Origin of the sequence: Candidatus Sphingomonas phytovorans, from assembly GCA_029202385.1 — a bacterium.
Classification (GTDB): domain Bacteria; phylum Pseudomonadota; class Alphaproteobacteria; order Sphingomonadales; family Sphingomonadaceae; genus Sphingomonas; species Sphingomonas phytovorans.
This window is the reverse complement of sequence record CP119314.1, coordinates 4,316,034-4,339,473: the sequence shown is the minus strand read 5'-3', so window position 1 is coordinate 4,339,473 and position 23,440 is coordinate 4,316,034. Positions and strand designations below refer to the sequence as shown.

At 65.0% G+C, this 23,440-nt stretch carries 23 protein-coding genes; 7 read left to right on the top strand and 16 right to left on the bottom strand.

Annotated elements, in window-relative coordinates:
- The first annotated feature begins 25 nt into the window (after positions 1 to 25).
- Positions 26 to 451: a thioesterase family protein gene (locus P0Y59_20020; protein ID WEJ99201.1), complete on the top strand. Its 426-nt coding sequence runs from the start codon at positions 26 to 28 to the stop codon at positions 449 to 451.
- A 1-nt stretch (position 452) separates the two neighbouring features.
- On the opposite strand, the gene P0Y59_20015 is transcribed toward P0Y59_20020, so the two are convergent.
- Positions 453 to 932, bottom strand: coding sequence for a helix-turn-helix domain-containing protein (locus P0Y59_20015; GenBank protein ID WEJ99200.1), 480 nt, complete (start codon positions 930 to 932; stop codon positions 453 to 455).
- Between the two features lie 130 nt (positions 933 to 1,062).
- Between P0Y59_20015 and P0Y59_20010 the strand changes: the two genes are divergently transcribed.
- Together P0Y59_20010 and P0Y59_20005 are read left to right on the top strand one after the other, a co-directional pair.
- Positions 1,063 to 1,380, top strand: coding sequence for a hypothetical protein (locus P0Y59_20010; GenBank protein WEJ99199.1), 318 nt, complete (start codon positions 1,063 to 1,065; stop codon positions 1,378 to 1,380).
- An 80-nt stretch (positions 1,381 to 1,460) separates the two neighbouring features.
- Complete coding sequence (locus tag P0Y59_20005) at positions 1,461 to 3,551, top strand: bifunctional (p)ppGpp synthetase/guanosine-3',5'-bis(diphosphate) 3'-pyrophosphohydrolase (GenBank protein WEJ99198.1); 2,091 nt, start codon at positions 1,461 to 1,463, stop codon at positions 3,549 to 3,551.
- Between the two features lie 180 nt (positions 3,552 to 3,731).
- Here P0Y59_20005 and P0Y59_20000 read toward each other — a convergent pair whose 3' ends face one another.
- Positions 3,732 to 4,322 (bottom strand): hypothetical protein, encoded by a 591-nt coding sequence (locus P0Y59_20000; protein WEJ99197.1) that lies wholly within the window; start codon positions 4,320 to 4,322, stop codon positions 3,732 to 3,734.
- A gap of 267 nt (positions 4,323 to 4,589) precedes the next feature.
- Positions 4,590 to 5,636 (bottom strand): ankyrin repeat domain-containing protein, encoded by a 1,047-nt coding sequence (locus tag P0Y59_19995; protein ID WEJ99196.1) that lies wholly within the window; start codon positions 5,634 to 5,636, stop codon positions 4,590 to 4,592.
- A gap of 295 nt (positions 5,637 to 5,931) precedes the next feature.
- Between P0Y59_19995 and P0Y59_19990 the strand changes: the two genes are divergently transcribed.
- Positions 5,932 to 6,948 carry a glycosyltransferase family 2 protein gene (locus P0Y59_19990; protein ID WEJ99195.1) on the top strand — a complete coding sequence of 339 codons (1,017 nt, stop codon included), beginning with the start codon at positions 5,932 to 5,934 and terminating at the stop codon, positions 6,946 to 6,948.
- A 178-nt stretch (positions 6,949 to 7,126) separates the two neighbouring features.
- Here the strand turns inward: P0Y59_19990 and P0Y59_19985 are convergent, their stop codons facing one another.
- Entirely contained in the window at positions 7,127 to 7,858 is a 732-nt protein-coding gene (locus tag P0Y59_19985; GenBank protein ID WEJ99194.1) for a class I SAM-dependent methyltransferase, read from the bottom strand.
- A 1-nt stretch (position 7,859) separates the two neighbouring features.
- Complete coding sequence (locus P0Y59_19980) at positions 7,860 to 8,291, bottom strand: GtrA family protein (GenBank protein WEJ99193.1); 432 nt, start codon at positions 8,289 to 8,291, stop codon at positions 7,860 to 7,862.
- A 41-nt stretch (positions 8,292 to 8,332) separates the two neighbouring features.
- Between P0Y59_19980 and P0Y59_19975 the strand changes: the two genes are divergently transcribed.
- Positions 8,333 to 10,165, top strand: a complete 1,833-nt coding sequence (locus P0Y59_19975; protein WEJ99192.1) for an AcrB/AcrD/AcrF family protein — start codon at positions 8,333 to 8,335, stop codon at positions 10,163 to 10,165.
- On the opposite strand, the gene P0Y59_19970 is transcribed toward P0Y59_19975, so the two are convergent.
- The 7 genes from P0Y59_19970 to P0Y59_19940 all read right to left on the bottom strand — a co-directional run bounded on the left by P0Y59_19970 (position 10,152) and on the right by P0Y59_19940 (position 14,564).
- Positions 10,152 to 10,772: a MarC family protein gene (locus P0Y59_19970; protein ID WEK02630.1), complete on the bottom strand. Its 621-nt coding sequence runs from the start codon at positions 10,770 to 10,772 to the stop codon at positions 10,152 to 10,154. The genes P0Y59_19975 and P0Y59_19970 overlap by 14 nt on opposite strands.
- An 11-nt stretch (positions 10,773 to 10,783) precedes the next feature.
- The gene (locus P0Y59_19965) at positions 10,784 to 11,389 is read right to left on the bottom strand and encodes a hypothetical protein (GenBank protein WEJ99191.1); all 606 of its coding nucleotides are present in this window, start codon (positions 11,387 to 11,389) and stop codon (positions 10,784 to 10,786) included.
- A gap of 13 nt (positions 11,390 to 11,402) precedes the next feature.
- Positions 11,403 to 12,278, bottom strand: coding sequence for a bifunctional methylenetetrahydrofolate dehydrogenase/methenyltetrahydrofolate cyclohydrolase FolD (folD, locus tag P0Y59_19960; GenBank protein ID WEJ99190.1), 876 nt, complete (start codon positions 12,276 to 12,278; stop codon positions 11,403 to 11,405).
- Positions 12,275 to 12,577: a DUF167 family protein gene (locus P0Y59_19955; GenBank protein ID WEJ99189.1), complete on the bottom strand. Its 303-nt coding sequence runs from the start codon at positions 12,575 to 12,577 to the stop codon at positions 12,275 to 12,277. The genes folD and P0Y59_19955 overlap by 4 nt, the downstream gene beginning before the upstream one ends.
- Before the next feature lie 3 nt (positions 12,578 to 12,580).
- Positions 12,581 to 12,886: a YggT family protein gene (locus tag P0Y59_19950; protein ID WEK02629.1), complete on the bottom strand. Its 306-nt coding sequence runs from the start codon at positions 12,884 to 12,886 to the stop codon at positions 12,581 to 12,583.
- A gap of 75 nt (positions 12,887 to 12,961) precedes the next feature.
- Complete coding sequence (gene argB, locus P0Y59_19945) at positions 12,962 to 13,861, bottom strand: acetylglutamate kinase (GenBank protein ID WEJ99188.1); 900 nt, start codon at positions 13,859 to 13,861, stop codon at positions 12,962 to 12,964.
- A gap of 64 nt (positions 13,862 to 13,925) precedes the next feature.
- Positions 13,926 to 14,564 (bottom strand): queuosine precursor transporter, encoded by a 639-nt coding sequence (locus tag P0Y59_19940; GenBank protein ID WEJ99187.1) that lies wholly within the window; start codon positions 14,562 to 14,564, stop codon positions 13,926 to 13,928.
- A 129-nt stretch (positions 14,565 to 14,693) separates the two neighbouring features.
- Here P0Y59_19940 and P0Y59_19935 point away from each other — a divergent pair, with 129 nt between their 5' ends.
- Positions 14,694 to 15,953, top strand: a complete 1,260-nt coding sequence (locus P0Y59_19935) for a NupC/NupG family nucleoside CNT transporter (protein WEJ99186.1) — start codon at positions 14,694 to 14,696, stop codon at positions 15,951 to 15,953.
- Here P0Y59_19935 and P0Y59_19930 read toward each other — a convergent pair.
- Together P0Y59_19930 and P0Y59_19925 are read right to left on the bottom strand one after the other, a co-directional pair.
- Positions 15,946 to 16,551, bottom strand: coding sequence for a VTT domain-containing protein (locus P0Y59_19930; GenBank protein WEJ99185.1), 606 nt, complete (start codon positions 16,549 to 16,551; stop codon positions 15,946 to 15,948). The genes P0Y59_19935 and P0Y59_19930 overlap by 8 nt on opposite strands.
- A 46-nt stretch (positions 16,552 to 16,597) precedes the next feature.
- Entirely contained in the window at positions 16,598 to 17,038 is a 441-nt protein-coding gene (locus tag P0Y59_19925) for a helix-turn-helix domain-containing protein (GenBank protein WEJ99184.1), read from the bottom strand.
- Positions 17,039 to 17,111: 73 nt separating this feature from the next.
- On the opposite strand from P0Y59_19925, the gene P0Y59_19920 reads away from it, so the two are divergent.
- Entirely contained in the window at positions 17,112 to 17,930 is an 819-nt protein-coding gene (locus P0Y59_19920; GenBank protein ID WEJ99183.1) for an SDR family oxidoreductase, read from the top strand.
- 716 nt (positions 17,931 to 18,646) lie between these two features.
- On the opposite strand, the gene P0Y59_19915 is transcribed toward P0Y59_19920, so the two are convergent.
- Together P0Y59_19915 and P0Y59_19910 are read right to left on the bottom strand one after the other, a co-directional pair.
- Positions 18,647 to 20,245, bottom strand: coding sequence for a glycoside hydrolase family 28 protein (locus P0Y59_19915; GenBank protein ID WEJ99182.1), 1,599 nt, complete (start codon positions 20,243 to 20,245; stop codon positions 18,647 to 18,649).
- A 57-nt stretch (positions 20,246 to 20,302) separates the two neighbouring features.
- Positions 20,303 to 23,413, bottom strand: a complete 3,111-nt coding sequence (locus P0Y59_19910) for a TonB-dependent receptor (protein ID WEJ99181.1) — start codon at positions 23,411 to 23,413, stop codon at positions 20,303 to 20,305.
- Between the last annotated feature and the right edge of the window lie 27 nt (positions 23,414 to 23,440).

Sequence of the window (23,440 nt, the reverse complement as noted above, 5' to 3'; positions counted from 1 at the left end):
GCCCGGCGCAGGCCATCGCCGCCATATGATCCGTCCCGGCTTTGCCTTTTCCACCAGCCTCAAGGTCCGCTATGCCGAGATCGACGGGCAGAAGGTCGTCTTCAATTCGCGCTATCTCGAATATGCCGATGTCGCGGCGACCGAGTTCTGGGACTGGACCGGCATCGGCGCGGCGCTCGGCCCGGTCTGGACCGAAACCGAATTCCATGTCCGCCGCACCGAGATCGACTATCTGAAGCCGTTCGTGTTCGGCGATACGCTGGACGCCTTCGTGCGGATCGGGCGAATCGGCAATTCGAGCATGACCCAGCGATTCGAGCTATGCCATGCGCAGACCGGCGACCTGCACACCGTGATCGACATGGTGGTCGTCAACGTCCACCTGCCGACGGGAAAACCGGTCCCGATCGATCCGGCGATCCGCGCCTATCTGGAAACGCTGCCCGGCTGACCTACTCGGCCGCCCGCATCTCGGGCTCGTGGACGACATCCTCGGCCAGCGCCCAGAGCAGGTCGTGCTTGGTCAGCACCCGCCCATCCCAGGCGCGCACCTCGATCGGGCCGATCGGCCGCATGTCGCGCGCGTCGACCAGCACCGGGGTCGCCGGCATGCCGGTTTCCCAGCGCTCGCCCCACTGGCGTAGCGCGATCATCGTCGGCAGCAGGGCCGCGCCCTTCTCGGTCAGGCGATATTCGATCTTGCGGCGATCCTCGGGCATCGCCTCGCGGGTCAGGATGCCATGCTCGACCAGCCGGGCGAGCCGGTTGGCCAGGATGTTGCGCGCGATGCCGAGTTCCGACTGGAACTCCTCGAAATGATGGAGGCCGTTGAACGCGGCCCGCAGGATCATGAAGCTCCAGCGTTCGCCCATCGCCTCGAGCGCGGCAGGCAAACTGCATTCGCTCAGCTTCTCACGGATATGTCCGCCCATCTCAGTCCTCTCGACCCATGGAGCGTATCGCAATTCGCCCGTCATGGAAATGCCATATAAGTTTTCAGTTGCAACCTAAGACTTAATACACTAGGTATTGTTTCGCAACTGGTTTCAAGGAGGACAAACAATGACCCGCGTTCTTTCGATCGCCGCCGCGCTCGCCGCTTCCGTCATGATGCTCGCGCCCGTCGCAAGCAGCGCGCAGGGCCTCGATGGCTACTACACTGCAACTCCCGTCGCGCAACCGACGAAGACGAGCTTCATCACCAGCAATCTCATGTGGAAGTGGCGCGACACCGCGTTCACCGCCAACAAGGCGCCAGCGCGTGACAACATCGTATGCCAGATGATCGTTCAGCGCGCCGGCGCGCTGAGCGCGTTCACCGCCGGCGGCCAGGCATTCGATGCCGACGCCCTCGCCAAGTGCAACGCCCGCGCGAAGTGATCTCCCCCTGCCGGCCGCGGTTTCACGACCGCGGCCAGCTTTTTGTTGCAAAGCAATACATCGCGGCCCCATCTTAAGGCGTGCTGCGCCAATATGAACTTGTAGACCGGGTCCTCGACTATGACCCGCAAGCCGACGAGGCGCTGCTCAACCGCGCCTATGTCTTCTCCGTCAACGCCCACGGCACCCAGAAGCGCGCCTCGGGCGACCCCTATTTCAGCCACCCGATCGAGGTGGCCGGCATCCTGACCGAGCTGCATCTCGACGACGAGACGATCGCCACCGCGATCCTGCACGACACGGTGGAAGACACCGTCGCCACGATCGAGGAGATCGAGAAGCTGTTCGGCCCCGCCGTTGCCCGGCTGGTCGACGGCGTGACCAAGCTTTCCAAGATCGAAGCCCAGACCGAGAATGAGCGCGCGGCGGAGAATCTCCGCAAGTTCCTGCTCGCCATGTCGGATGATATCCGCGTGCTGCTGGTCAAGCTGGCCGACCGCCTGCACAATATGCGGACGCTTCACTACATCCCCAATCCCGACAAGCGCCGCCGCATCGCGCGCGAGACGATGGACATCTACGCCCCGCTCGCCGAGCGGATCGGCATGTACGAGTTCATGAAGGAGATGCAGACGCTCGCCTTCAAGGAGCTCGAGCCCGAGGCCTATGATTCGATCAACAAGCGCCTGCTCCAGCTTAAGGAGGGCGGCGGGGACCGGATCGCTAAGATCGGGTCGGGCCTGAAGCTGCTTCTCTCCCGCCACGGCATCGACGCCGATATTTCGGGCCGCGAGAAGCATCCCTATTCGATCTGGAAGAAGATGGCCGAACGGCACATCAGCTTCGAGCAGCTTTCGGACATCATGGCGTTCCGCGCGATCGTGCCGAGCGAGGAAGCCTGTTACCAGACGCTTGGCGTGATCCACCGCCGCTGGCCGATGGTGCCGGGGCGGTTCAAGGATTATATCTCCACCCCCAAGCGCAACGGCTATCGCTCGCTCCACACCAGCGTGATCCATGCCGACAATACCCGGGTCGAGGTGCAGATTCGCACCGCGGAGATGCACGAGGAGGCCGAACTGGGCCTCGCCGCGCACTGGGCGTACAAGCAGGACAAGGTCCGTCCCGAGACCCAGGTGACCTGGATCCGCGACCTGGTCGAGATTCTCGACAATGCCGAAAGCCCGGAAGAGCTGCTCGAGCATACCCGGATGGCGATGTACCAGGACCGCATCTTCGCCTTCACCCCCAAGGGCGAGCTGCACCAGTTGCCCAAGGGCGCGACGCCGATCGATTTCGCCTATGCCGTGCATACCGATCTGGGCGACCAGGCGGTGGGCGCCAAGATCAACGGCCGGGTCGTACCGCTGAAGACCAGCATCGAGAATGGCGACCAGGTGCAGATCCTTCGCTCCAAGGCGCAGGAGCCGCAGACCAACTGGCTGAGCTTCGCGATCACCGGCAAGGCGCGCGCCGCGATCCGGCGCCATCTGCGCCACAAGGAGCGCGAGGAGACCCAATCGCTCGGGCGCAAGATCTATGACGAGATCGTCCACCGCCTTCCCGCGCCGCTTGCCGCGGACGCGATCGACGCAGCGCTGAAACGGCTGAAGCTGGCCGACGAGGCAGCGCTGATGGAAGCCATCGCGCGGCGGCGCATCACCGATGCGGAAGTGATGGAGGCCCTGATGCCTGGCTCGGCCAGCGCCGCCAAGGCGCGCGAGATGCCGCTGCAGACAAGCGCGATCTCGATCAAGGGACTGACCCCGGGCGTCGCGTTCGATCTCGCCGAATGCTGCCATCCAGTGCCGGGCGACCGGATCGTCGGCCTGAGGCGGCCGAACGAGGGCATCGAGGTCCACACGATCAACTGCCCGAGGCTGGCCGAAAGCGACGATGCCGACTGGGTCGACCTCGCCTGGGGCGACAAGACCGAGGGAGCCACCGCCCGCGTCTCCGTCGAGGTCAAGAACGAACCCGGCGCGCTTGGCGTGATCGCGACGATCATCGGCGCGCAAAAGGCCAATATCGTCAACATGCGGCTCGACAACCGCGACACCGGATTCCACACCAACACAATCGATGTCGAAGTGCACGACCTCCACCATCTGACCCGCCTGATCGCGGCGCTGCGAGCGGCCGATGCGGTCAGCATGGTGGAGCGGGTCTGACGCGCGGCGGCACTGATCCGCATCGTTACCGGGCACGATGGAGACCCGATCGGCGACCTGCCAGCCGGCAGCCGGCTGGATATGAACGATGTCGCTTAGGCCGCCTGACCAAACAACGTTCGAAACTCGTTACCTCAAATATAGGCGGGCGTGGCGTGAATGCACTGCTTAGGTAGAATTTTAGGCGCCAAGGGTTCGCGACGGTCTTTGCCTTGAAGCGCGGCCCACGATTCGCCGGATATTGAGCAATGCCGCGCCAGCCACATACGAATCTCCCACATAGGACGGTATCGTTGTCAGAGTTCCAGCGCGCGCCATTCTCTGCAGACTGGCAAGAGCAAACGTCGCCTCAATGCTGCTCTCCTCAATAAAATTATCAAATAAAACCTGAATGTTCCCCGTGCACCCCTCTAGATAGCTCAGGCCCTTAATGAACAGAGGCCTCGTGTCGCCAGGCATCAAATTCACTGCCCCCTCAAGGGTAGCTAAATTAGCGGCCCCAATGAATACCATCACTTTCTCTCGCACCAGGTCTTCCGAATCGTTCGCCAGCTCCAGCACCTGACGCGTCTGATCGAAATTCATTTCGCAAGGACAACTAATAACACCGTCCATAATATAAGATCTGACACTCCTGCTAGGATCTCGTATTAATTTCAAAGCCGAGTCCATCAGAGAAATCGCGTCGCGTCCAAGGAAAGAAAACGATCGCGCACCCTCAAGCCTCGTCGCCGATTCCGAACTGGCCATCGCAGCGGCGATCACCTTCATGACCTCAGTATCTTTACCAGGAAAGCGACCCACGGCACATTTACTCCTTGCAAGTGAAAACTATTAGCCCATTCAACACGTACAGCACTACGTTATAGCCTTCCCGCCTTTTCAAGTTCATCGAGCCGCCTTGAGACATCCTGAAGTTCCTTTTCTCTTCCTCTATTCGACGCTTATGCGCCGCCCATTTTTAGCATCTTCTTTTTCGTCATCATTCCCAGACGGATCTCCAGGCTTATGATTACCTTGCTCAAAATTTCTTCTTTCTCAGCGATCATAGGACGGTGGCGATAGCGCGACGGGGCCGGGGTTCAGCGCCACCCATGCCACGGCAAGCTCGCACAGGCGCCGCGCATCCCCGCTCCGCCGCTTTACCTCCGCGATGACCTCCGCCGCGCTGTCGAGTTCGCGCCCGGGCAGCGCCTTGCCGGAACCGACATGCGCGAGCCATGCGTCAGCCATCGCCCGATACTGCGCATCCCAGTTCGCGCCGCCGTTGCCGTCGAGTTCGTCGGCGATCCGACCGGATATCCGGATCACTTCGCCCTGGACGGTCGCCGCGGCGCCGCTTGACGGCACCAGCAACACCCAGAGCTGCTGGTGCCGGTCCTGCCAGCGATCCGCCGTGGCAACGATCGGCGACCTGCCGTCATGCAATGCCCGGCGCGGCACCGGCGGCACGTCGAACAGCGCATAGAGCCGATCGAGCGCGGCGCTGGCCGCATCGCGGCTGTCCTGATTGAAATTGGCGCGATGAAACTCGAAGTCGGTGCCGATCCGGGTCACGAAAGCCCGCATGCGCTGCGTCGTGCGGGCTCCGGCATCGAGCAGCACCGCCGCAAGTGGCGCCATCCGCTCGATCCGCGCATTGCTGCATCGCCGGAGCGCATATTCGAGTGGTGTAAGACCGTCCTCGTCGAGCGCATCGACGCGCGCGCCATGCTCCAGAAGCTGCCTGACATTCTCGAGGTGGCCGGCGTCCGCCGCGCCATGCAGCGGTGTGCCGCGTCCGCCTTCGCCCCGATTCACATCGGCACCGAGATCAAGCAGGACACCGATACGACCCTGCCAGCTCCGCGCGCGGGAATGCAGCGGGGTTTCGCCATAGGTATCGCCGGCGGAAATATCCGCACCCTGCTCAACCAGCCAGTGCGCCAGATCGTCCGGGCACGAGGCAAAGGCGAGCGCGGTCTGCTTGAACACGCCACCGCGCGCATTGAGCTCGCAGACATCGAACACCGCTTTCAGCCGGTCGAGATCGCCCTGGCCGAGCAGCGCCTCGAAATCCTTCGGCAGGAGTTTTTTCTTCGCCACCGTCCAGCTCCCGTACTTCTCCGTGCCCGGCGTTAATCCCGCGCCCCGAGGTGCCGGTCAACCGGCCCCGGGCGTGCATGTGGAAGGGCGGTCGCATAAAAGCCATGGGCCGGTACATTCCGGGCGATCGCGGACAGGCCCTCCCCCAGCCCCTCCCTCAAGCGGGAGGGGAGAAGAACCGGCGCACCGGCGATCTCCCCCGGCCCGCGTCACGGCAATGCTCTCGCCGGCTACGGGTTGATCCAGCGCAATCTCCCGATGACGGGGGCACGACTTGCCGCTAAACAGCGCGCCCATGCATCGCCCCGCGCTCTCCATCGTCGTCCCCTGCTACAACGAGGCAGCCTGTCTCGACATCCTGCATGCCCGCGTCTCCGCGGCGGCGCGCGCGGCGGTGGGCGAGGACTTCGAGATCCTGTTCGTCAATGACGGGTCGCGCGACGACAGCTGGCCGACGATGCAGCGCATCGCCGCCGCCGATCCGCACCTCGTCGCGATCAACCTGTCGCGCAACCATGGCCATCAGCTCGCGCTGACCGCCGGGCTCGACCTGTGCGCTGGCGAGCAGATCCTGATCATCGATGCCGATCTGCAGGACCCGCCCGAACTGCTGACCGACATGCGCAAGGCGATGGCCGAGCAGCAGGCCGACGTGGTCTATGCCGTGCGCCGCAAGCGCGAGGGCGAGAGCATTTTCAAGAAGGCGACCGCAGCGATCTTCTATCGCATGCTCGACCGGATCACGGACACGCCGATCCCGCTCGACACCGGCGATTTCCGCCTGATGACCCGGCGGGCGCTCGACGCGTTCCTGTCGCTGCCGGAACAGGCGCGCTTCATCCGGGGCATGGTCGCCTGGATCGGCTTTCGCCAGGTGCCCTTCATCTACGACCGGGCCGAGCGGCATGCCGGCGAGACCAAATATCCGCTCGGCAAGATGGTCCGCTTCGCGCTCGACGCCGTCACCGGCTTCTCGACAGCCCCGTTGCGCTTCGCCAGCCATGTCGGGCTGGCACTGACCGGCGCGTCGCTGCTGCTGTTCGTTTATATCGCGATCGGCTTCCTGACCGGGAGCGCGGTGCAGGGCTGGACCTCGACCATGCTGGTGGTGGTGCTGCTCGGCGCGGTGCAGATGTTCGTGCTCGGCATGATCGGCGAATATCTCGGCCGGCTCTATGTCGAATCGAAACGGCGGCCGCTGTATCTCGTCGCCGATATCGCCGGGCCGGTTCAGGGGCGTGCGACGCTTGGCTATCGGGCAGAGGCGGCTGACGATACCGTCAGGAGCGACGCTCCCTCGACATCCACGTAAGGCACCTCGAAACCAGGATTGGTTCACGCAAAGGCGCGAAGGCGCAAAGATGTCGTGTTCTGGTCGACCGCCGGCCTTCGATATGCAGCTATTCCGGGCTATCGCCGGGCAGTGTGGATGGTCTTGATCAGCTTTGCGTCTTCGCGCCTTCGCGTGACAATCAAACGCGGACCGTTGGTTACCCGGCTGGCGAGGCGAGCGTGATGATCGATACGCCCGGCGAGAGCGGCACGCGCCCGACCAGATGACGTTCCAGGCGGAAAATCGCCTCGAACAATGAATTGACGATCTTCGGCGGCGGCGAATCGTCGCTGTCGTCCTTGCCGGTCAGGCGGCCGGCCAGCCGCGCCGCCGCGGCCAGCGGGAAGAGCAGCGAATTGAAATAGCCGAGCTTCCTCGGCTCGAGCCCGGCCGAGCGGATCGCCTTGTCGAGCGACGCCTTGGAATAGCGGCGATGATGGTGGTTCACCACGTCGTGTGCGCTCCACATCCATTGATGCGCCGGCACGGTGATCAGGATCTTGCCGCCCGGCTTCAGGCACTCGGCCATCGCCTTCAGCGCAGCGACATCGTCCTCGATATGCTCGACCACGTCGAGCACGGCGATCAGGTCGTAGCCGCCGCGATCGACACCGGTGAGTTCCGGCAGCGGCGCGGAGCCGACCGGCTTGCCCAGACGCGCGCTTGCTATCTCGCGGGCGGCCGGATCGATCTCGATCGCATCGACCGCGCCGAAAGCAGCCAGCATCGGCAGATTGTGCCCGGTGCCGCAGCCAATCTCCAGGATGCGCGCGTTCTTCGGCAGATTGCCCTCGCGCACCAGATAATCGGCCAGGATGTCGCGCCGCGCCGTGTACCACCAGTGGGTGGAATCATGCGCCGCCATGCGGTCGTAAACGATACGGTCCATCTTAGCCGAACACCCATTGGCGGTTGAGCGCGAACGTCGCCAGCGGCGTCACCGTGAGCACGGGAATCATCGGCAGCCAGACCGGCCCGTGGAACAGCGGCCCGGTGATGATCCAGGTGAACGCGGCGTTGAGCAGCAGGCCGAAGCTTTGCACGAGAAAGAATTTGACGTGCTGCCGGCCGCTCTGGTCACGGGTACCGTGCCCCTTGAAGCTCCACGCGCTGTGCAGGAAGAAACCGGCGACCACCGCGACCAGGAACGCGGGCGGCACGGCGAGCACGGCGAGGTGTCCCCCGAAGACATAGAGCGCGAGCGGCATATAGACCGCGAAATAGATCACGCTCGAGATTCCGCCGGCGATGCCGAATCGAATCAGCTGTTCGAGCAGCCCGCTCGCCCGCCAGGTCTCGATCTGTCTCAATATCGCCGTCACGCGTGCCTTGCCCTTTACGCGCGCCGCACTAGAGCGCGAACGTGACCGAGGGAAGCCCTTTGCAAAACGCCGCCACCCATCCGCTCGTCCGGGAACTGGACCGATACTGGCTCAGGCTGACCCTGCTTGCCTGGCTCGCGGTGGTGATATGGTTCCTGTTCGACCGGTGGAACGCGATCCAGTGGCTGTCGCTTGGCGACACGGACGACAATATGCGCCTCGCCCAGGTCCGTGCGCTGCTGCACGGGCAGGGCTGGTACGATCTGCGCCAGTACAAGCTCAATCCGCCGGGCGGCTTCGATATCCACTGGAGCCGAATCGTCGACCTGCCGATCGCCGCGCTGATCCTGATCCTGAAGCCGTTCGTCGGCATCGCCCAAGCCGAACGCCTTGCCTGCGGTATCGCGCCGATCCTGCCGCTCAGCATCGCGATGGTTGGCATCGCGGCAACGGTGCGGCGGCTGGTGGGCGGTACGGCCTGGACGCTCGCGCTGGTGTTCCTGCTGGCGGGCTGCACCTCGACCATCCTGATGTTCATGCCCGACCGGATCGATCATCATGGCTGGCAGCTCGCCATGCTGAGCCTGACCGTCGCCGGCCTGGCCGATCCGAAAGGCGCACGGGGCGGCGCGATCGTCGGCATCGCCAGCGCCGTCTCGCTGACGATCGGGCTCGAGCTGCTGCCCTATGCGGCGATGGCCGGCGCGATCATCGCGCTGCGCTGGGTATGGGACAGGGCCGACGCGCCGCGCATGACGGTCTATGCCCTGTCGCTCGCCGGCGGCAGCGCGCTCGGCTTCGCCCTGTTCGCCTCCAACGCCAACCAGGTGCTGCGCTGCGACGCGCTGACGCCGGTCTGGCTGAGCGTGATGATCGCGGCCGGCGTGCTGCTGTTCCTGCTCGGCCGGCTCAGCCCCGAACAGCGCTGGGTCCGCCTCGCCCTCGCCGTGGTAGCCGGCGCCGCGATCGTCATCGGCTTCGTCCTTCTGTTCCCGCAATGCCTCGGGCGGCCCGAACAGGTCTCGCCCGAACTCGCGCGCGAATGGCTCGACAATGTCCGCGAGGCGCGGCCGATCTACCGGCACGCGTTCCGCACCGCCTTCCCGATCGTGGTCCTGCCGGTGATCGGCCTGATCGGCGCGCTCCTCGCCACCTGGCGCGCGCGCGGCACGGCGAGGGCAAGCGACTGGGTGCCGGTGCTGCTGTTCTGCAGCTTCGCCGCCGCGATGCTCCTCTGGCAGGCGCGTGCCGCGCCCGCGGCGCAGCTTCTCGCCGTCCCCGGCGCGACCGCGCTCGGCTGGATCGTCCTGCCCTGGTGCCTCAACAGCCGGCTGCTGGTGGTGCGCGTGGTCGGCACCGTCGTCGCCTTCCTGACCGTGTCAGGGCTCTTTTCCGGCCTTGCGATCAAATATCTTCAGATCGACCAGCCAAGCAAGCGAGTCCAGATCGTCAACAATGCCAGCGGCCGCTGCCCGACGATTCCGGCGCTCGCCCCGCTCGACAAATTGCCGGCGCAGACCATCTTCACCTTTGTCGATCTCGGCCCGCGCCTGATCACCGTGACTCACCACAACGCGATCGCCGGTCCCTATCACCGCAATGGCGACGCGATCCTCGACGTTCAGCACGCCTTCAAGGGCACGCCGGAGAATTTCCGCGCGATCGCGAAGCGCCACGGCGCGACCCTGTTGCTGATCTGCCCGAACATGGCGGAATCGACCATCTACCGGTCGCGCGCGCCGGGCGGCTTCTACGACCAGCTCGCCCATAACAAGGTGCCCGGCTGGCTCGAACAGCTCCCGCTGCCGAAGAAGTCGCCGCTGCGCCTGTTCCGGATCCGCTACGACGAGAAGCCGGCGCCTACAGCAGGCTGATCCGCACCCCGTCGATCACGAACTGCACGGCGAGCGCCGCGAGGAGCACGCCGAGCAGGCGGGTGATCACCGCCTCGATCTTCACGCCGAGCACCCGCATGATCGGCCCCGCCGCCAGCAGGGCGAGCAGAGTCAGCGCCAGGATCGTCGCCAGCGCGGCGAGCACGACGAGCGACTTTTCCAGGCCGTCGTTGCGGCTCATTAGCAGCATGACGCTGGCGATCGATCCGGGTCCCGCGATCATCGGCATCGCCATGGGAAAGATCGAGACATCCTCAACCTCGGGGGTCTCGGCAACCTTGGCAGCGCGGTCCTCGCGCCGCTGGGTGCGTTTCTCGAACACCATCTCGAGCGCGATGAGGAACAGCATGATCCCGCCCGCGATGCGGAAGCTCGCCAGGCTGATGCCGAGCGCGCGGAGGAGGTCCTCGCCGAACAGCGCGAAGACGAACAGGATCGCGGCGGCGACCAGCACCGCGCGGATCGCCATCGCGCGGCGATGCGGCGGCGACGCCCCCTTGGACAGGCCGGCATAAATCGGCGCGCAGCCCGGCGGATCGATCACCACGAAGAAAGTGATCAGCGACGAGACGTAGAGCGCGATCAGGCTAGACGCGGTCATTGGGCAGCGATCCGGTCGGCCACGACCGGCTTCATGGTGCGGCCGTCCCACAGCCAGACGTCGAAGGTGCGGGCACCGTCAGGTGCGACATGCCACCGCCAGGCGAGCGTCCGGTCCTCCGACTGGCCCTCGGCGCTCTCGCCATCGCGATAGCGCACGGCAGCGACGGTCGCCGGGCTGCCCTTGCACGAGGCATGGCTGATCTTCGGCGTGTCGCCGGCCGGGCGCGGCACGGCAAGGTCGTCGCCGCCGTCCATCGTCCATTTCCAGCCGCCGTCCGGCTGGCGCTGCCATATGGTGGAGAAATAACCGAAGCCATCGCCCTTCGGCCTGGCCCATGGGCCGGTATTCACCGCCAGCGCGCCGTCGCACGAGACATAGCTGTCCGCCGCCCACCACATCAGCGCGGCGGGCGGATCCTTGCGATCCTTCAGGAACGCCTGTGCCTTGACCGGCCGGGGCGTGAACATCATCGCGTCCTCGGTCGCGAACCGGCGGAACGCGGCCCATTGCCCCTCCGACTGGGCGGCGCCGGCAAAAGCGCGCTCGGCACCGGCGGCGCTCTGCGGCACGGCGGCGGCGAGCGACAGGGCGAGAATCACGCGGCGTCCCTGGTCACAAGGCATCCCTGTCATAGGGAATTTGCGCCCGGCGATGCGCCGACAGCAACGTATTGCGCAGCAGCACGGCGATCGTCATCGGCCCGACCCCGCCCGGCACCGGCGTGATCGCCCCGGCGACGCTGGCCGCCCCGGCGAAATCGACATCGCCGACCAGCCCGTCCTCGGTGCGGTTGATGCCGACATCGATCACCGTCGCGCCCGGCTTGATCCATTCGCCCCGGATCATCTCGGGCCGCCCGACCGCCGCCACGACGATATCCGCCCGGCGAACGATGCTCGACAGGTCCTTCGTCCGCGAATGCGCGACGGTGACGGTGCAGCTTTCCCGGATCAGCAATTGCGCCATCGGCTTGCCGACGATGTTCGACCGCCCGATCACCACCGCATCGAGCCCGGTCAGGTCGCCCAGCCGGTCCCTGAGCAGCATGACGCAGCCAAGCGGCGTGCAGGGGACGAACCCTTCAAGTCCGGTCGCGAGACGCCCGGCATTGACCGGATGGAAGCCGTCGACATCCTTGTCCGGATCGATTCGCGTGGTGACCGCGCGCTCGTCGATATGCGAGGGCAACGGAAGCTGGACCAGGATGCCGTCGACATTCACATCGGCATTGAGCGCGTCGACCAGCGCGAGGAGATCATCCTGGGAGACAGTGGCGGGAAGGCGATGTTCGAACCCTTCCATGCCCGCCTCCTTCACCGCCTTGCCCTTGGAGCGGACATAGACGGCGGAGGCCGGATCGTCGCCGACCAGCACCACCGCGAGACCGGGCGGGCGGCCGGCGGCCGCGGCAAATGCCGTCACCTGGTCCGCGATGCGGCCGCGCAGGGCCAGGGCAAAGGCTTTTCCGTCGATGATGTCAGCGCTCATGGCGCTGCCTCATAGTGGCTGGCCGCGATTTCCGCCAGCGATGCGGCATCGCCCGATATGAAAAGGCGTTTCAGCCGCGCCGTCCCGCCCGCCGTCAACGCGACATCGCGCTTCGGTACGCCGAAGGTCCTGGCGACAAGCGCGATCAGCGCCTCGTTGGCGACCCCATCGACCGGCGGCGCCGCGAGCCGGGCGGTGAAATGCTCCTCAGTGCCGGCCGCGAGGCTGTCGCGGGAGGATCTGGGCGTGACGCGCACCGCGATCGCAATCCCGTCCGGCCGAAGCACCCATGCCGGCACGGTTCAGATCGTGGGGGGTGCCTGGAGCTGAACGGCAATCGCCGGGACGATGATGTTGGACAGGATGTAGAGGATCAGCAGCACAACCAGAGGCGACAGGTCGAGCGCGCCGAAATCGGGCAGGATCCGCCGGATCGGACGATAAAAGGGTTCAGTGATCTTTTTCAGTGCTTCCCAGATCTGGCGCACCGTCTCGTTATAGGTGTTGATCACGTTGAACGCGATCAGCCACGACAGGATCGCCTGGATCAGGATGATCCATGTGGCGACGCTGAGCAGTACCTGAACGATCGAGAGAAGGACCATCAAAAAGGCCAAGGTAGATCTCCGGGTCGAGTGGAAAGCCAAGCCTAGCGAAACGCATCCGTTTCGAACAGGCCCGTTTCAGCGGCGAACGAGCGTGCCCGCACCGCGCTTGGTGAAGATTTCCAGCAGCATCGCATGGGGCACCCGGCCATCGAGGATGACGGCCGCGTCAACCCCGCCCTCCACCGCGGCGACGCAGGTCTCGAGCTTCGGGATCATCCCGCCGGTGATCGTGCCGTCAGCGCGCAGATCGGCGATGGCGGCGGGATCGAGATCAGTCAGCAATTCACCCGACTTGTCGAGCACGCCGACCACGTCGGTCAGCATGAACAGGCGTTGCGCGCCGAGCGCCGCCGCGATCGCGCCGGCCATGGTGTCGGCATTGATGTTGTAGGTCTGGCCGTCAGTGCCCTGCGCGATCGGCGCGACGACGGGGATGATGCCGGCCGAGGACAGCGTATCGATGATCCGCCGGTCGACCCCCACCGGCTCGCCGACGAAGCCGAGATCGACATGCCGTTCGATGCCCTGCAGCCGGTCCGGCATGTTGCGGCCGACCTTCTCCGCCGTCACGAAGCCGCCGTCCTTGCCCGAAATGCCGACCGCCCGGCCGCCGGCCTGGCCGATCCAGCTCACGATTTCCTTGTTGATCGAACCGGCCAGGACCATCTCGGCGATCCGCGCGGTCTCCGCATCGGTGACGCGCAGGCCGTCGACGAAGCGCGATTCGACCCCAAGCCGCTTCAGCATCGCGCCGATCTGCGGCCCTCCGCCATGGACGACGACCGGGTTGATCCCGACCGCCTTCATCAGAACGACATCCTCGGCGAAATCGCGCGCCGCCTCGGGATCGCCCATGGCGTGGCCGCCATATTTCACGACGAAGGTCGCACCGGCATGAAGCTGCATATAGGGCAGCGCCTCGACAAGCGTTTCCGCCTTGGCGAGCAGCGCGGGATCGGGGGAATGATCGGTCATGCGGGCCCCATAGCCATGAAGGCGGCGCGGTGAAAGCTACTACCCCTCTCTTAAAGAAGCGAGATCAGGTGCGCGCGTCCAGCCGGCGCCCGAGCCAGACGAAGAAGGTGATCAGGAACGGCACCAGCACGATCGACAGGACGACCTTGGCCAGCATCTGCCCGCCCATCAGCCCGAGGATCGGGCGCTCGCCATAGAAGGAGATGGAGATGAACAGCACCGTATCGACCACCTGCGAGACAATGCTGGCGATCATCCCGCGCAGCCAGAGCAGCTTGCCCGTGCCCTGCCGGAGCCGCGAGAAGATGAAGATGTTGAGCGTCTGCGAGATGCCATAGGAGATCAGCCCGGCGACCATCATCCGCGCGCTCTGCCCCACCACGATCGGAAAGGCGTCGACCGCCGGGGGATACATACCGGGATCGGTCGGCAGCGCCAGCACGAGCTGGATCAGCGCCGCCGAGACGATCAGCGGCACGAAGCCGAAGCGGACCAGCATGTCGCCTGCCTTGCGACCGTGCAGCTCGGTCACCGCGCTGCCCATGACGACGAGCAGCAGGAAGCCGAAGATTCCAGCCTCGACCGCGAGGGGCCCTAGCTTGACCTGTTTTACCCCGAGCACGCCGGCAATGCAGACCATGCCGCCATAGAAGATCGAATAGACGAAGAGGGAACGCGGGATCGCGGGAGAGGTCTGGTTCATCGCGGCGACGCTACCGCCTTTTACGCACACGTCAAACCGCCACTAGCCCAAATTCTTGTGACCTGTATGGTGGGTCCCCGCATGCCTATGGGGCGGTACTAGTAGTTTTGGCAGGGCGGGGCGCCACGTATGAATCATTTCCTTATCGGTATCGCGGGCATTGCGGTGATCCTCGGCATTGCCTTCGCGCTGTCGAGCAACCGCCGCGCGATCCGCCCGCGCGTCGTCGGGGCCGCGTTCCTGCTCCAGGCCGGTATCGCCATCCTCGTGCTCAAGGTGCCCGCGGGCGTGCACGCGCTCGAATTCATGTCGACCGGCGTCGCCAACCTGCTCGGCTACGCCAATGCCGGCACCAGCTTCCTGTTCGGCAGCCTTGCCGCCGATCCGCTGGGCAAGAATTTCGCGATCCAGGCGCTGCCCGTCATCATCTTCTTCGCCGCCCTCGTCTCGATCCTCTATTATCTCGGCATCATGCAGCTCGTGGTGCGCTGGATCGGCGGCGCAATCGAGTGGGTGATCGGCGTGTCGAAGGTGGAATCGCTGTGCGCCGCGGCGAACATCTTCGTCGGGCAGAGTGAATCCCCCCTGGTCATTCGCCCCTATCTCGCCGGCCTGACCCCGGCCCAGCTCTTCACGGTGATGACCAGCGGCATGGCCGGCGTCGCCGGCACCATCCTCGCCGCCTATGCCTCGATGGGAATCCGCATCGAATATCTGCTCGCGGCAAGCTTCATGGCGGCGCCCGGCGGCATCCTGATGGCCAAGATCATGATGCCAGACGTGAAGGAAGCGCCGTTCGACCAGCTTCCGCTCGGCGACGACCCCGAGGCGGAGATCATCCATATCGCCGAGGCGAGCCATGACGAGGAAAAGCCGGCCAACATCATCATGGCGGCGGCGCAGGGCGCGCAGACCGGCGTGAAGCTGGCGGTCGCGGTCGGGGCGATGGTGCTCGCCTTCGTCGCGCTCGTCGCGCTGGCCAACGGCATCCTGGGCGGTATCGGTGCCTGGTTCGGCTATCCGACACTCAGCTTCCAGGGGCTGCTCGGCTATGTCTTCGCTCCGGTGATGTACCTGCTCAACGTGCCGTGGAACGAAGCGCAGATCGCGGGTGGCCTGTTCGGGCAGAAGATCGTGCTCAACGAATTCGTCGCCTATATCTCGCTCGGCGCGCAGCAGGGGGCGCTCAGCCCGCGGACCATCGCGGTGATCACCTTCGCGCTGTGCGGCTTCGCCAATTTCTCGTCGATCGCGATCCAGATGGCGGTGACGGGCAGTCTCGCCTCGAACCAGCGCCCGATGATCGCCAGGCTCGGCATCCGGGCGCTGATCGCGGGCAGCCTGGCGAACCTGATGAGCGCGGCACTGGCGGGCATGCTGATCAGTTGAGCGAGACGCGCGCCGACGCGCGCGCGCACCGGTCGGCGTAGCGATGGTGCGACCAGCGCACGATCTGCGCGACGCCGAGGAGCAGCACGATGCCGACCACCGCGATCGGGACGAGCCGGCCGGCTGACAGCGTGCCGCCGAACAGCCGCTCGATCCCGCCGCCAAAGCCATAGCCGATGCCGGTGAACAACGCCGCCCAGATCGCGGCCGCCAGCGCGTTGAGCGACAGGAAGGTCCGGGTATGGATGTGCGAGGTGCCGATCGCAATCGGACTGACCGTGCGCAGGCCGTAGAGGAAGCGGAAGCCCATCACGAACAGGACTGGATGCCGTTCGAGCGTCACCAACGCCTTGGCGAAGCCCGGCTTCGCCGCCATGGCGCGGACGCGGGGATGGTCGCGGAAATAGCGGCCGCCGGCGAAGAAGAGCTGGTCCGCGACGAACGAGCCCGCCGCCGCGGCGAGCCAGACGCCCCACAGAGGCAACAGGTGTCGGTGCGCCAGCACACCCCCGGCCAGGACGCAGGTCTCGCCCTCGATCCCAGCGCCGAGGAAGATCGCGGCCAGGCCGTAACGGGCAATGAGCGCTTCGATCGCCATCGGACGAAACCTGCCCGATAGCGTCGGGCCTGACCAGCCTTCCCGGTCAGGCGCCCGGCTGCTCGACCCGCAGGTCAAGATCGGCCAAGGCTGTGCCGCTCGCCTTGTCGACCACGATCGCCTCGACCGGCACGCCGCTGCCGGCTTCCACCAGGCGGGAAACGGGCGCATCGCCGAAATGCCGGGCGCCCCAGGCACCGAAGGCAAACAGCACCGGCAGGAAATCGCGCCCGGCCGCCGTCAGCAGATATTCGTCACGTGGCGGATGATCGCTGTAGCGCCGGCGTTCAAGCAGCCCGCTTTCGGTTAGCGCCGCCAGCCGACGAGTCAGGATGTTCGGCGCGATGCCAAGATTCTTCTGAAACTGGTCGAAGCGGGTCGCGCCGCCGCCAGCATCGCGCAGGATCAGCATGCTCCACGCATCGCCGACATGACAGAGCCCGCGCGCAACGGGGCAAGGTCCGTTGGAATATTTTTCAGCGTCCATTGCATAATGATAGTGACATTCATATCATTATGCAAGTCACTCGGCCGTGGCCGGGAAAGACTGGAGACACAGCATGACGAATTCGACCTTGGGCACTGCCCTCATCACCGGCGCATCGACTGGCCTCGGGGCTGTCTATGCCCACCGCCTGGCGCATCGTGGCTATGACCTGATCCTGGTCGCGCGCGACGCCGGACGGATGGAAGCGCTCTCCGCGAGGCTCAGCACCGAGACGGGCCGTACGATCGACGTGCTGCGCGCCGACCTCACCAACCGCGCCGATCTGGCGAAGGTGGAGGACCGGTTGGTCTCCGATCCGACGATCACGCTGCTGGTCAACAATGCCGGCATGTCGCTGAACGGCGGCCTGCTCGACAGCGACGTTGCCCAGGTGGAGCGGCTGATCGCGCTCAACATCACAGCGCCGACCCTGCTTGCAGGAGCCGCGGGCAAGGCCTTCGCTGTGCGCAGGAGCGGCGGGATCATCAACATCGCCTCGGTCCTGGCGCTCACGCCTGAACTGTTCGACGGCGTCTATAGCGGGTCCAAGGCCTTTGTGCTGAACCTCAGCAAATCGCTGGCCAAGCAGCTCGAGCCGCAGGGCGTGCGCGTCCAGGCCGTGCTGCCCGGCGCGACCCGCACAGAAATCTGGGAACGCTCGGGCAAGGACGTCGACAGCTTCCCGGCCGAATGGGTGATGGAAGCCGGCGACCTGGTCGACGCATCGCTGCTCGGCTTCGATCGCGGCGAAACGGTCACCATTCCACCGCTCGCTGACGAGGGGCAGTGGGAGGCCTATGAAGTAGCGCGCCTGGCGATGGACGGCAAGCTTTCAAACCGCGAGGTCGCGCCGCGCTATCGCGAGGGGATCAGGGAAGCGGTGACGGCTTGATCACAATCGAGCCAGCGGCCGCGCTGACTCGCTTTCGATAAGACTCGCGCTTGAGACCAGCGATAGGACGTGCACCGACGAAGGGCCGGGAGGGAGCTTCCGGCCCTTTCCGGTCTGGCGATCACGCATTCCCGGGAGGGCCGGGATGATCAACGGCAATCTGATTTCACCAACGAGCGCTTTCGTGCGCTTGGCTTCAGCCTATCTTCTTCTGTGAGATGATCTCGTCGATGAGAATCTCGTTCTCATAACTGTTCAAATGCCCATATCCGGACGGACAGAGCGAAGACCTTCCAATGATTTCAGCAAGAAATGCACCCTGCCTGTTATCGTACTCTCGTGATTCTACGTTCGTCTTGGCGAGGAGGCGTCGGGACGGTGTGATCCAGGTCGTGCCGTCATTCGCCATGGACCTTTTGAATTCGGAAGAATTCTCAAAGAAAACGGATCGTTCGGAATACCTGATCCATACACCCTTCATTTTTCTGGGCTCGGAAAAGGGCAGGCACTCTTCGTTGCCCGTACTGTAGGAGCAGCGTGGTTTCATAGGGTCTGTCAGCGCCTTGCACTCGGCAGCCGTCGGAAGCCGTGAACTGCACCCATAGAGCAGCGGTAGAAACAATGCGCATCTGAGACTGGCACCAAGCATGCGCTTCTATCGCACCCCGACGACGCATCAACAAACCGCCGATGGCCGATCGGATATGACGCCGCGCTCAGAAGCGGTCGGACACCAGCCCGTCGACCGTCCTGTCCTTCAACCACCGGCTGCCGAAGCTGCGGAAGTTGGTCACCCGGTCGAGCACGAAGCTTTCCCCTTTGGGTACGCGCAGGCGGAAGAAATCGGCTTCCTCGACGTCGTTGAGGTAGAAGGCCGCGCGCGGGTCCGCCTTCTCCACCGCGATCTCGATATTGCTCATCTCGATATTGCGCACGTCGCGGATGAAGAATCCGGTCGCGGGTACGTCACCGAACATGTTGGGCTCGGGATAAGCCAGCTCGTTGAGCGGCGGGCGCAGCGCCGCCATCGCCGCCGGCGCGCCGCCGATCTGGTGGAGGAAGACGTCGCTGATCTTCACATCCTCGATCGGATGGCCGGGAATGCCGGCCAGGATCGACGGCAGCCAGCCGGCACCGGAACTGACCATGTTGCTGATGAGCACGCGCTTGAGCGTGCCGATCGGCGTGCCCTTCGGCCCACGCATGCGCCGGCCCAGCCGCATGAAGATCGGCGAACTGAAACTGCCGCGCATCGTGACGTTGGTGACCGTCACATCCTCGAAATTCGCGCCGTCGACCGTCTCAAGCGCGAGGCCCTGGCTATCGTCGAACACGCAATTGGTGATCGTGATCTTCTTGAAGCTGCCGTTCGATTCAGTGCCGAACTTGATCCGGCCATGCACCGTGGTGGCGAAGGATGCCGGCATCTTCTTCCAGGTGCCGTCGATGACCGATCCGATCACATAATTGCCGGTGACCAGGCAATTGGCGATCATCAGATCCTCGGTATCGCGCGGATAACCGAGCGCGAAGCTGCTCTTCGGGCAGATCGCATCGTCCCAGGGCGAGTTGATCGTGCAGTTGGTGATGCGCACGCCGCGGCAGCAATCGATATCGAAGCCGTCGCGATTGGTATCGACCAGCAGATTGTCGATGGTGAGATTGTCGACCCCGGTCGCGAGCAGCGCGAACCAGCCGCCCTCGAGCACCTGGAAATCGCGCAGCAGCACGTTGCGGCACAATTTCAGTGCGATCGCCTTGTTGCCGGTGCCGGGACCGTTGGGATCGCTGAGATAATTGTCCTTGCCGTCACCCCGGCCAAGGCCCTTGCCCCAGATCAGGCCTGAACCGGTGATCGCGATGTCGTGCAGGCCCTCGCCCCAGATCAGGCTGTTGCGCCAGTGGCTGTGGCCGAAATCCTGATAGGCGCCATGATCGCCGATCGGCTCGGCATGGTCATAGCCGCCGCTGCCGCTGGCTGGCGCGGGCGCCGCGAGGATCGTCGCACCCGGGTCGAGGTGGAGGGTGATCCGGCTCTTCAGGCGGATGGTGTAGCAGGCATAGGTGCCTGCCGGGAAAAACACGGTGCCGCCACCGCGCGCGGCGGCATGGTCGATCGCCTTGTTGACCGCGATCGAATCGATCGTGGTGCCGTCACCCCTCGCGCCGAACTGGCGGACATCGACCCAGCCGCCCTTCCCGGCGATAGGCAGGGACGCGCCCTGGCGGTCGGCGGCGAGCGACGGACTGGCCCCCGCCGCGGCGGTCAGGGCGGCCGATCCGCCCAGGATCATCGAACGGCGATCGAGCGTCATCGGGCCTCCCTGTCGTCGAAATGAAAGGGGCAGCCGCCGGAACGGCTGCCCCTTTCCTCAGAACTTCACCGTCGCGCCGAAGAAGACCTCGGTGCCGATCACATCATAGGTCGCGGCGAAGGTATTGGCGCCGGGACCCTGGGTCGAGACCGGGGGCTGCTTGCCGAACACATTGTTCGCGCCACCGTAGAATTGCAGATTCTTCATCACGCCCAGATTGAACGAGAGGTCGAAATAATTCTGCGCGCCAAGCTTCGGATAGGCGAAGCTGTTGAGCGCCGGCGCATTGGCCGCGCCTGAGCGCAACGGCAGCAGATAGCGGTCGGTCGTAACCGAACCGATATAGCGATGCCGCACGCTGAGGCTGAGATCCCCGAGATTCCAGGTGACGCGCGACGTGCCGCGCCATGTCGGCAGAGGTTGTCCACAGACCGTGCCGAACGCCCCGTCGCAATGGTTCTTGATGTTGGGGAAAGCAGCGACCGGGGTCGAGGTGAAATCGTTGAGCCAGGTCACGTTGGTGCCGAAATCGAACGAGCTCGTCTCGCTGAGGCCCGGGAAGCCGAAGCCGACATTGAGGTGATAGCGCGCGGCAAAGTCGATGCCCGATGTCTTGAGCGAGCCGGTATTGGCGTTGCGGATCTGCGCGACATAGGGATCCTGGATCGCGCCCGAATTCGGATTGCGCTTGATCGCCTGGCAATAGGCGCTGTTCGCGTCCTGGAGGATGTTGAAGCAGAGGTTCATCGTGTTGGCGAGGCCGCCGCCAAGCTGCGAAATCGCCCCGTCCAGCGTGATGTTGAAATAGTCGACGCTGATATAGAGCCCCTTGGCAAAGCTCGGGGTCAGCACGACCCCCGCCGTGAAGGTATCGGACTTTTCAGCACCCAGATTGGCGTTGCCACCCGAATCGACCGGGATGATCGGCTCGGGCTGGACGGCGGCGGTGAAGACCGCAGCCGCCGGCACGCCGTTCGCGATGCAGACCGCACGGACCGCCGCCGTCTGCTGCGCCACCGGCACCCGGTTGGAGCAGGGATCGGTCGCCGTCTGGACCGATCGGCTGCTGCCGCCGAACAACTCCGCCACGTTCGGCGCGCGGATGGCGCGCTGATACTGGCCGCGGAAGGCGATATCCTTGTTCACCCGCCAGTCGAGCCCGCCGAGATAGGTCCACACGCCACCGACGCCCTTCAGGCTGTAGTCGGAATAGCGGAAGGCGGCATTCGCGGTCAGGTTCTGGATGAAGGGCGTGTTGTGGATGAGCGGCACGCGGATTTCGCTGAACACCTCCTTGGCCGAGACCCGGCCGCTGGTCGGCAGGCCAGCGTTGAATCCGGCCACGTCGCCGGAGGCAAGGAAGGTGTCGGGGCTGAACGTCGCGCTCGATTCGCGCCACTCGACACCGGTCGAGAAGCCGATCGGGCCAGCAGGAAGCGAGAAGAGGTTGCCGGTGATGTTGGCCGAGGCGACCTGAAGCTCCGCCGTGGTCGAGTTGGTCGCGCTGATCGAGATCGCCGCGGCGCAGGCTGCCGAGATGTTCTGGCCGAAGATGTTGCACACCGGCGCCGCCCCGCCGACCGAGAGCAGGGATGCCTGCAGGCGGCTACGCGAGATCGCGTTGCTGAGCCGCGTCGTCTCCTCGGTGCGGGCGTAGCTGTAATAGACGTCGTACGACAGGTCGGTCAGGAAGCTGTCCGACGCGTTGCCCAGGTCGCCCCGGAAACCCCAGGCGCCGCGGAAGGTGTTGCGGCGGGAATCGGAGCGACGCGGGCCAAGCTCGAGATAGCGCCGGCCAGCGGTGATCACCGCGAGGCCGTCACCGGCCGTCGTGGTCCGCGTCGTCGACCCGCTCGTCACCGTCGTCGTGCCGGTCTCGGCGAGATCGAGCTGGCGGAACACCTCCTGCAGTTGCGGCGTGAGATAGGGGTTGTTGACGTTGAACAGCGTCGGCACGCCGACATTGCTCGGCGCGAGCCGCGCGCTCACCAGGTTGTTGGAATAATGCAACTCCATGTAACCGGTGATGTTATCGGTGAAATCATAATGGCCGAAGCTGTTGATCATCCAGCGTTCCTGCGGGACGATCAGATAATTGTCGGGGCCGAGGTTGAAATCGTCCTGCGGGGTAAGCGCCGGGCGCGCGGCCGTGCCGCCGTTGTTGAAGGTGAAACCGCGCGAGCCGAGCGCACCCAGGCCGGCTGCCGTGTAGGCAGCGTTGAGCGCAGCATTCGTGCCGCCGAACGCCGGGATGCCGGAGAAGCGGCCATTGGGAATGTCGCCGCTGCCGCCGGCGATGAAGCCAAGCTGGCCGCCCGCGGAAGTGCAGGTCTGGCCTGACGGCACCGCGAAGGGCGTGCCGGCATGGTTGGCGCTGCCGGTGCCGGGAGCGACGCAGCCGTCCGAGAGCGAATCATAGGCGAAGTCGCCACGCTCGCCGCGAGTGATCGCCTTGCGCCGCAGATAATTGCCCGAGACCACGAGATTGCCGCGGCCATCAGCGAAATTGCCGCCGAGCGTGACATCGAAATTATAAGTCGGCGTGCCGGTCGGCGTGGCGAGGTTGAGCTGAGCCTTGGCCTCGACCCCCTCGAAATCGTCGCGCATGATGAAGTTGACGACGCCGGTGATCGCGTCCGACCCGTAGACCGCCGAGGAGCCGCCCGTGACGACCTCAGTCCGCGCGATCAGCGAGGTCGGGATGGTGTTGAGATCAGTGATCTGGTCGGGGCCGTAGATCGCGAAGCGGCGGCCGTTGACCAGCACGAGATTGCGCGTCGGACCGAAGCCGCGAAGGTTGACGTTGGCTACGCCACCAGGCGCCGTGTTATCGGTCGCACCGCCATTTTGCGACGCGACGAACTGCGGCGAATCGCTCAGCAGTTTCTCGATATTGACCGTGCCCGCGAGCTTGACGTCCTCAGCGCTGATCACGCTGACCGGGGTCGAGGCATCGAACTCGGCGCGCTTGATGCGCGAGCCGGTGACGACGATCTCCTTCTCGTCCGCATTCGCTTCGTCCGGCGCGGCAGCCAGAGACGCGCCCTGGTCGGTGGCGGGCGCTATGGTCTGCGCCGAGGCGACCGAGGCTAGGCCAAGGCCGGCGGCGACGAGCGCCGATCCGCATAGGAAGCGCGCGCGGCGACTGATGATCCGGGTGTCTTTCATAGGTTCCATCCCCTCTTGCGACCTCCC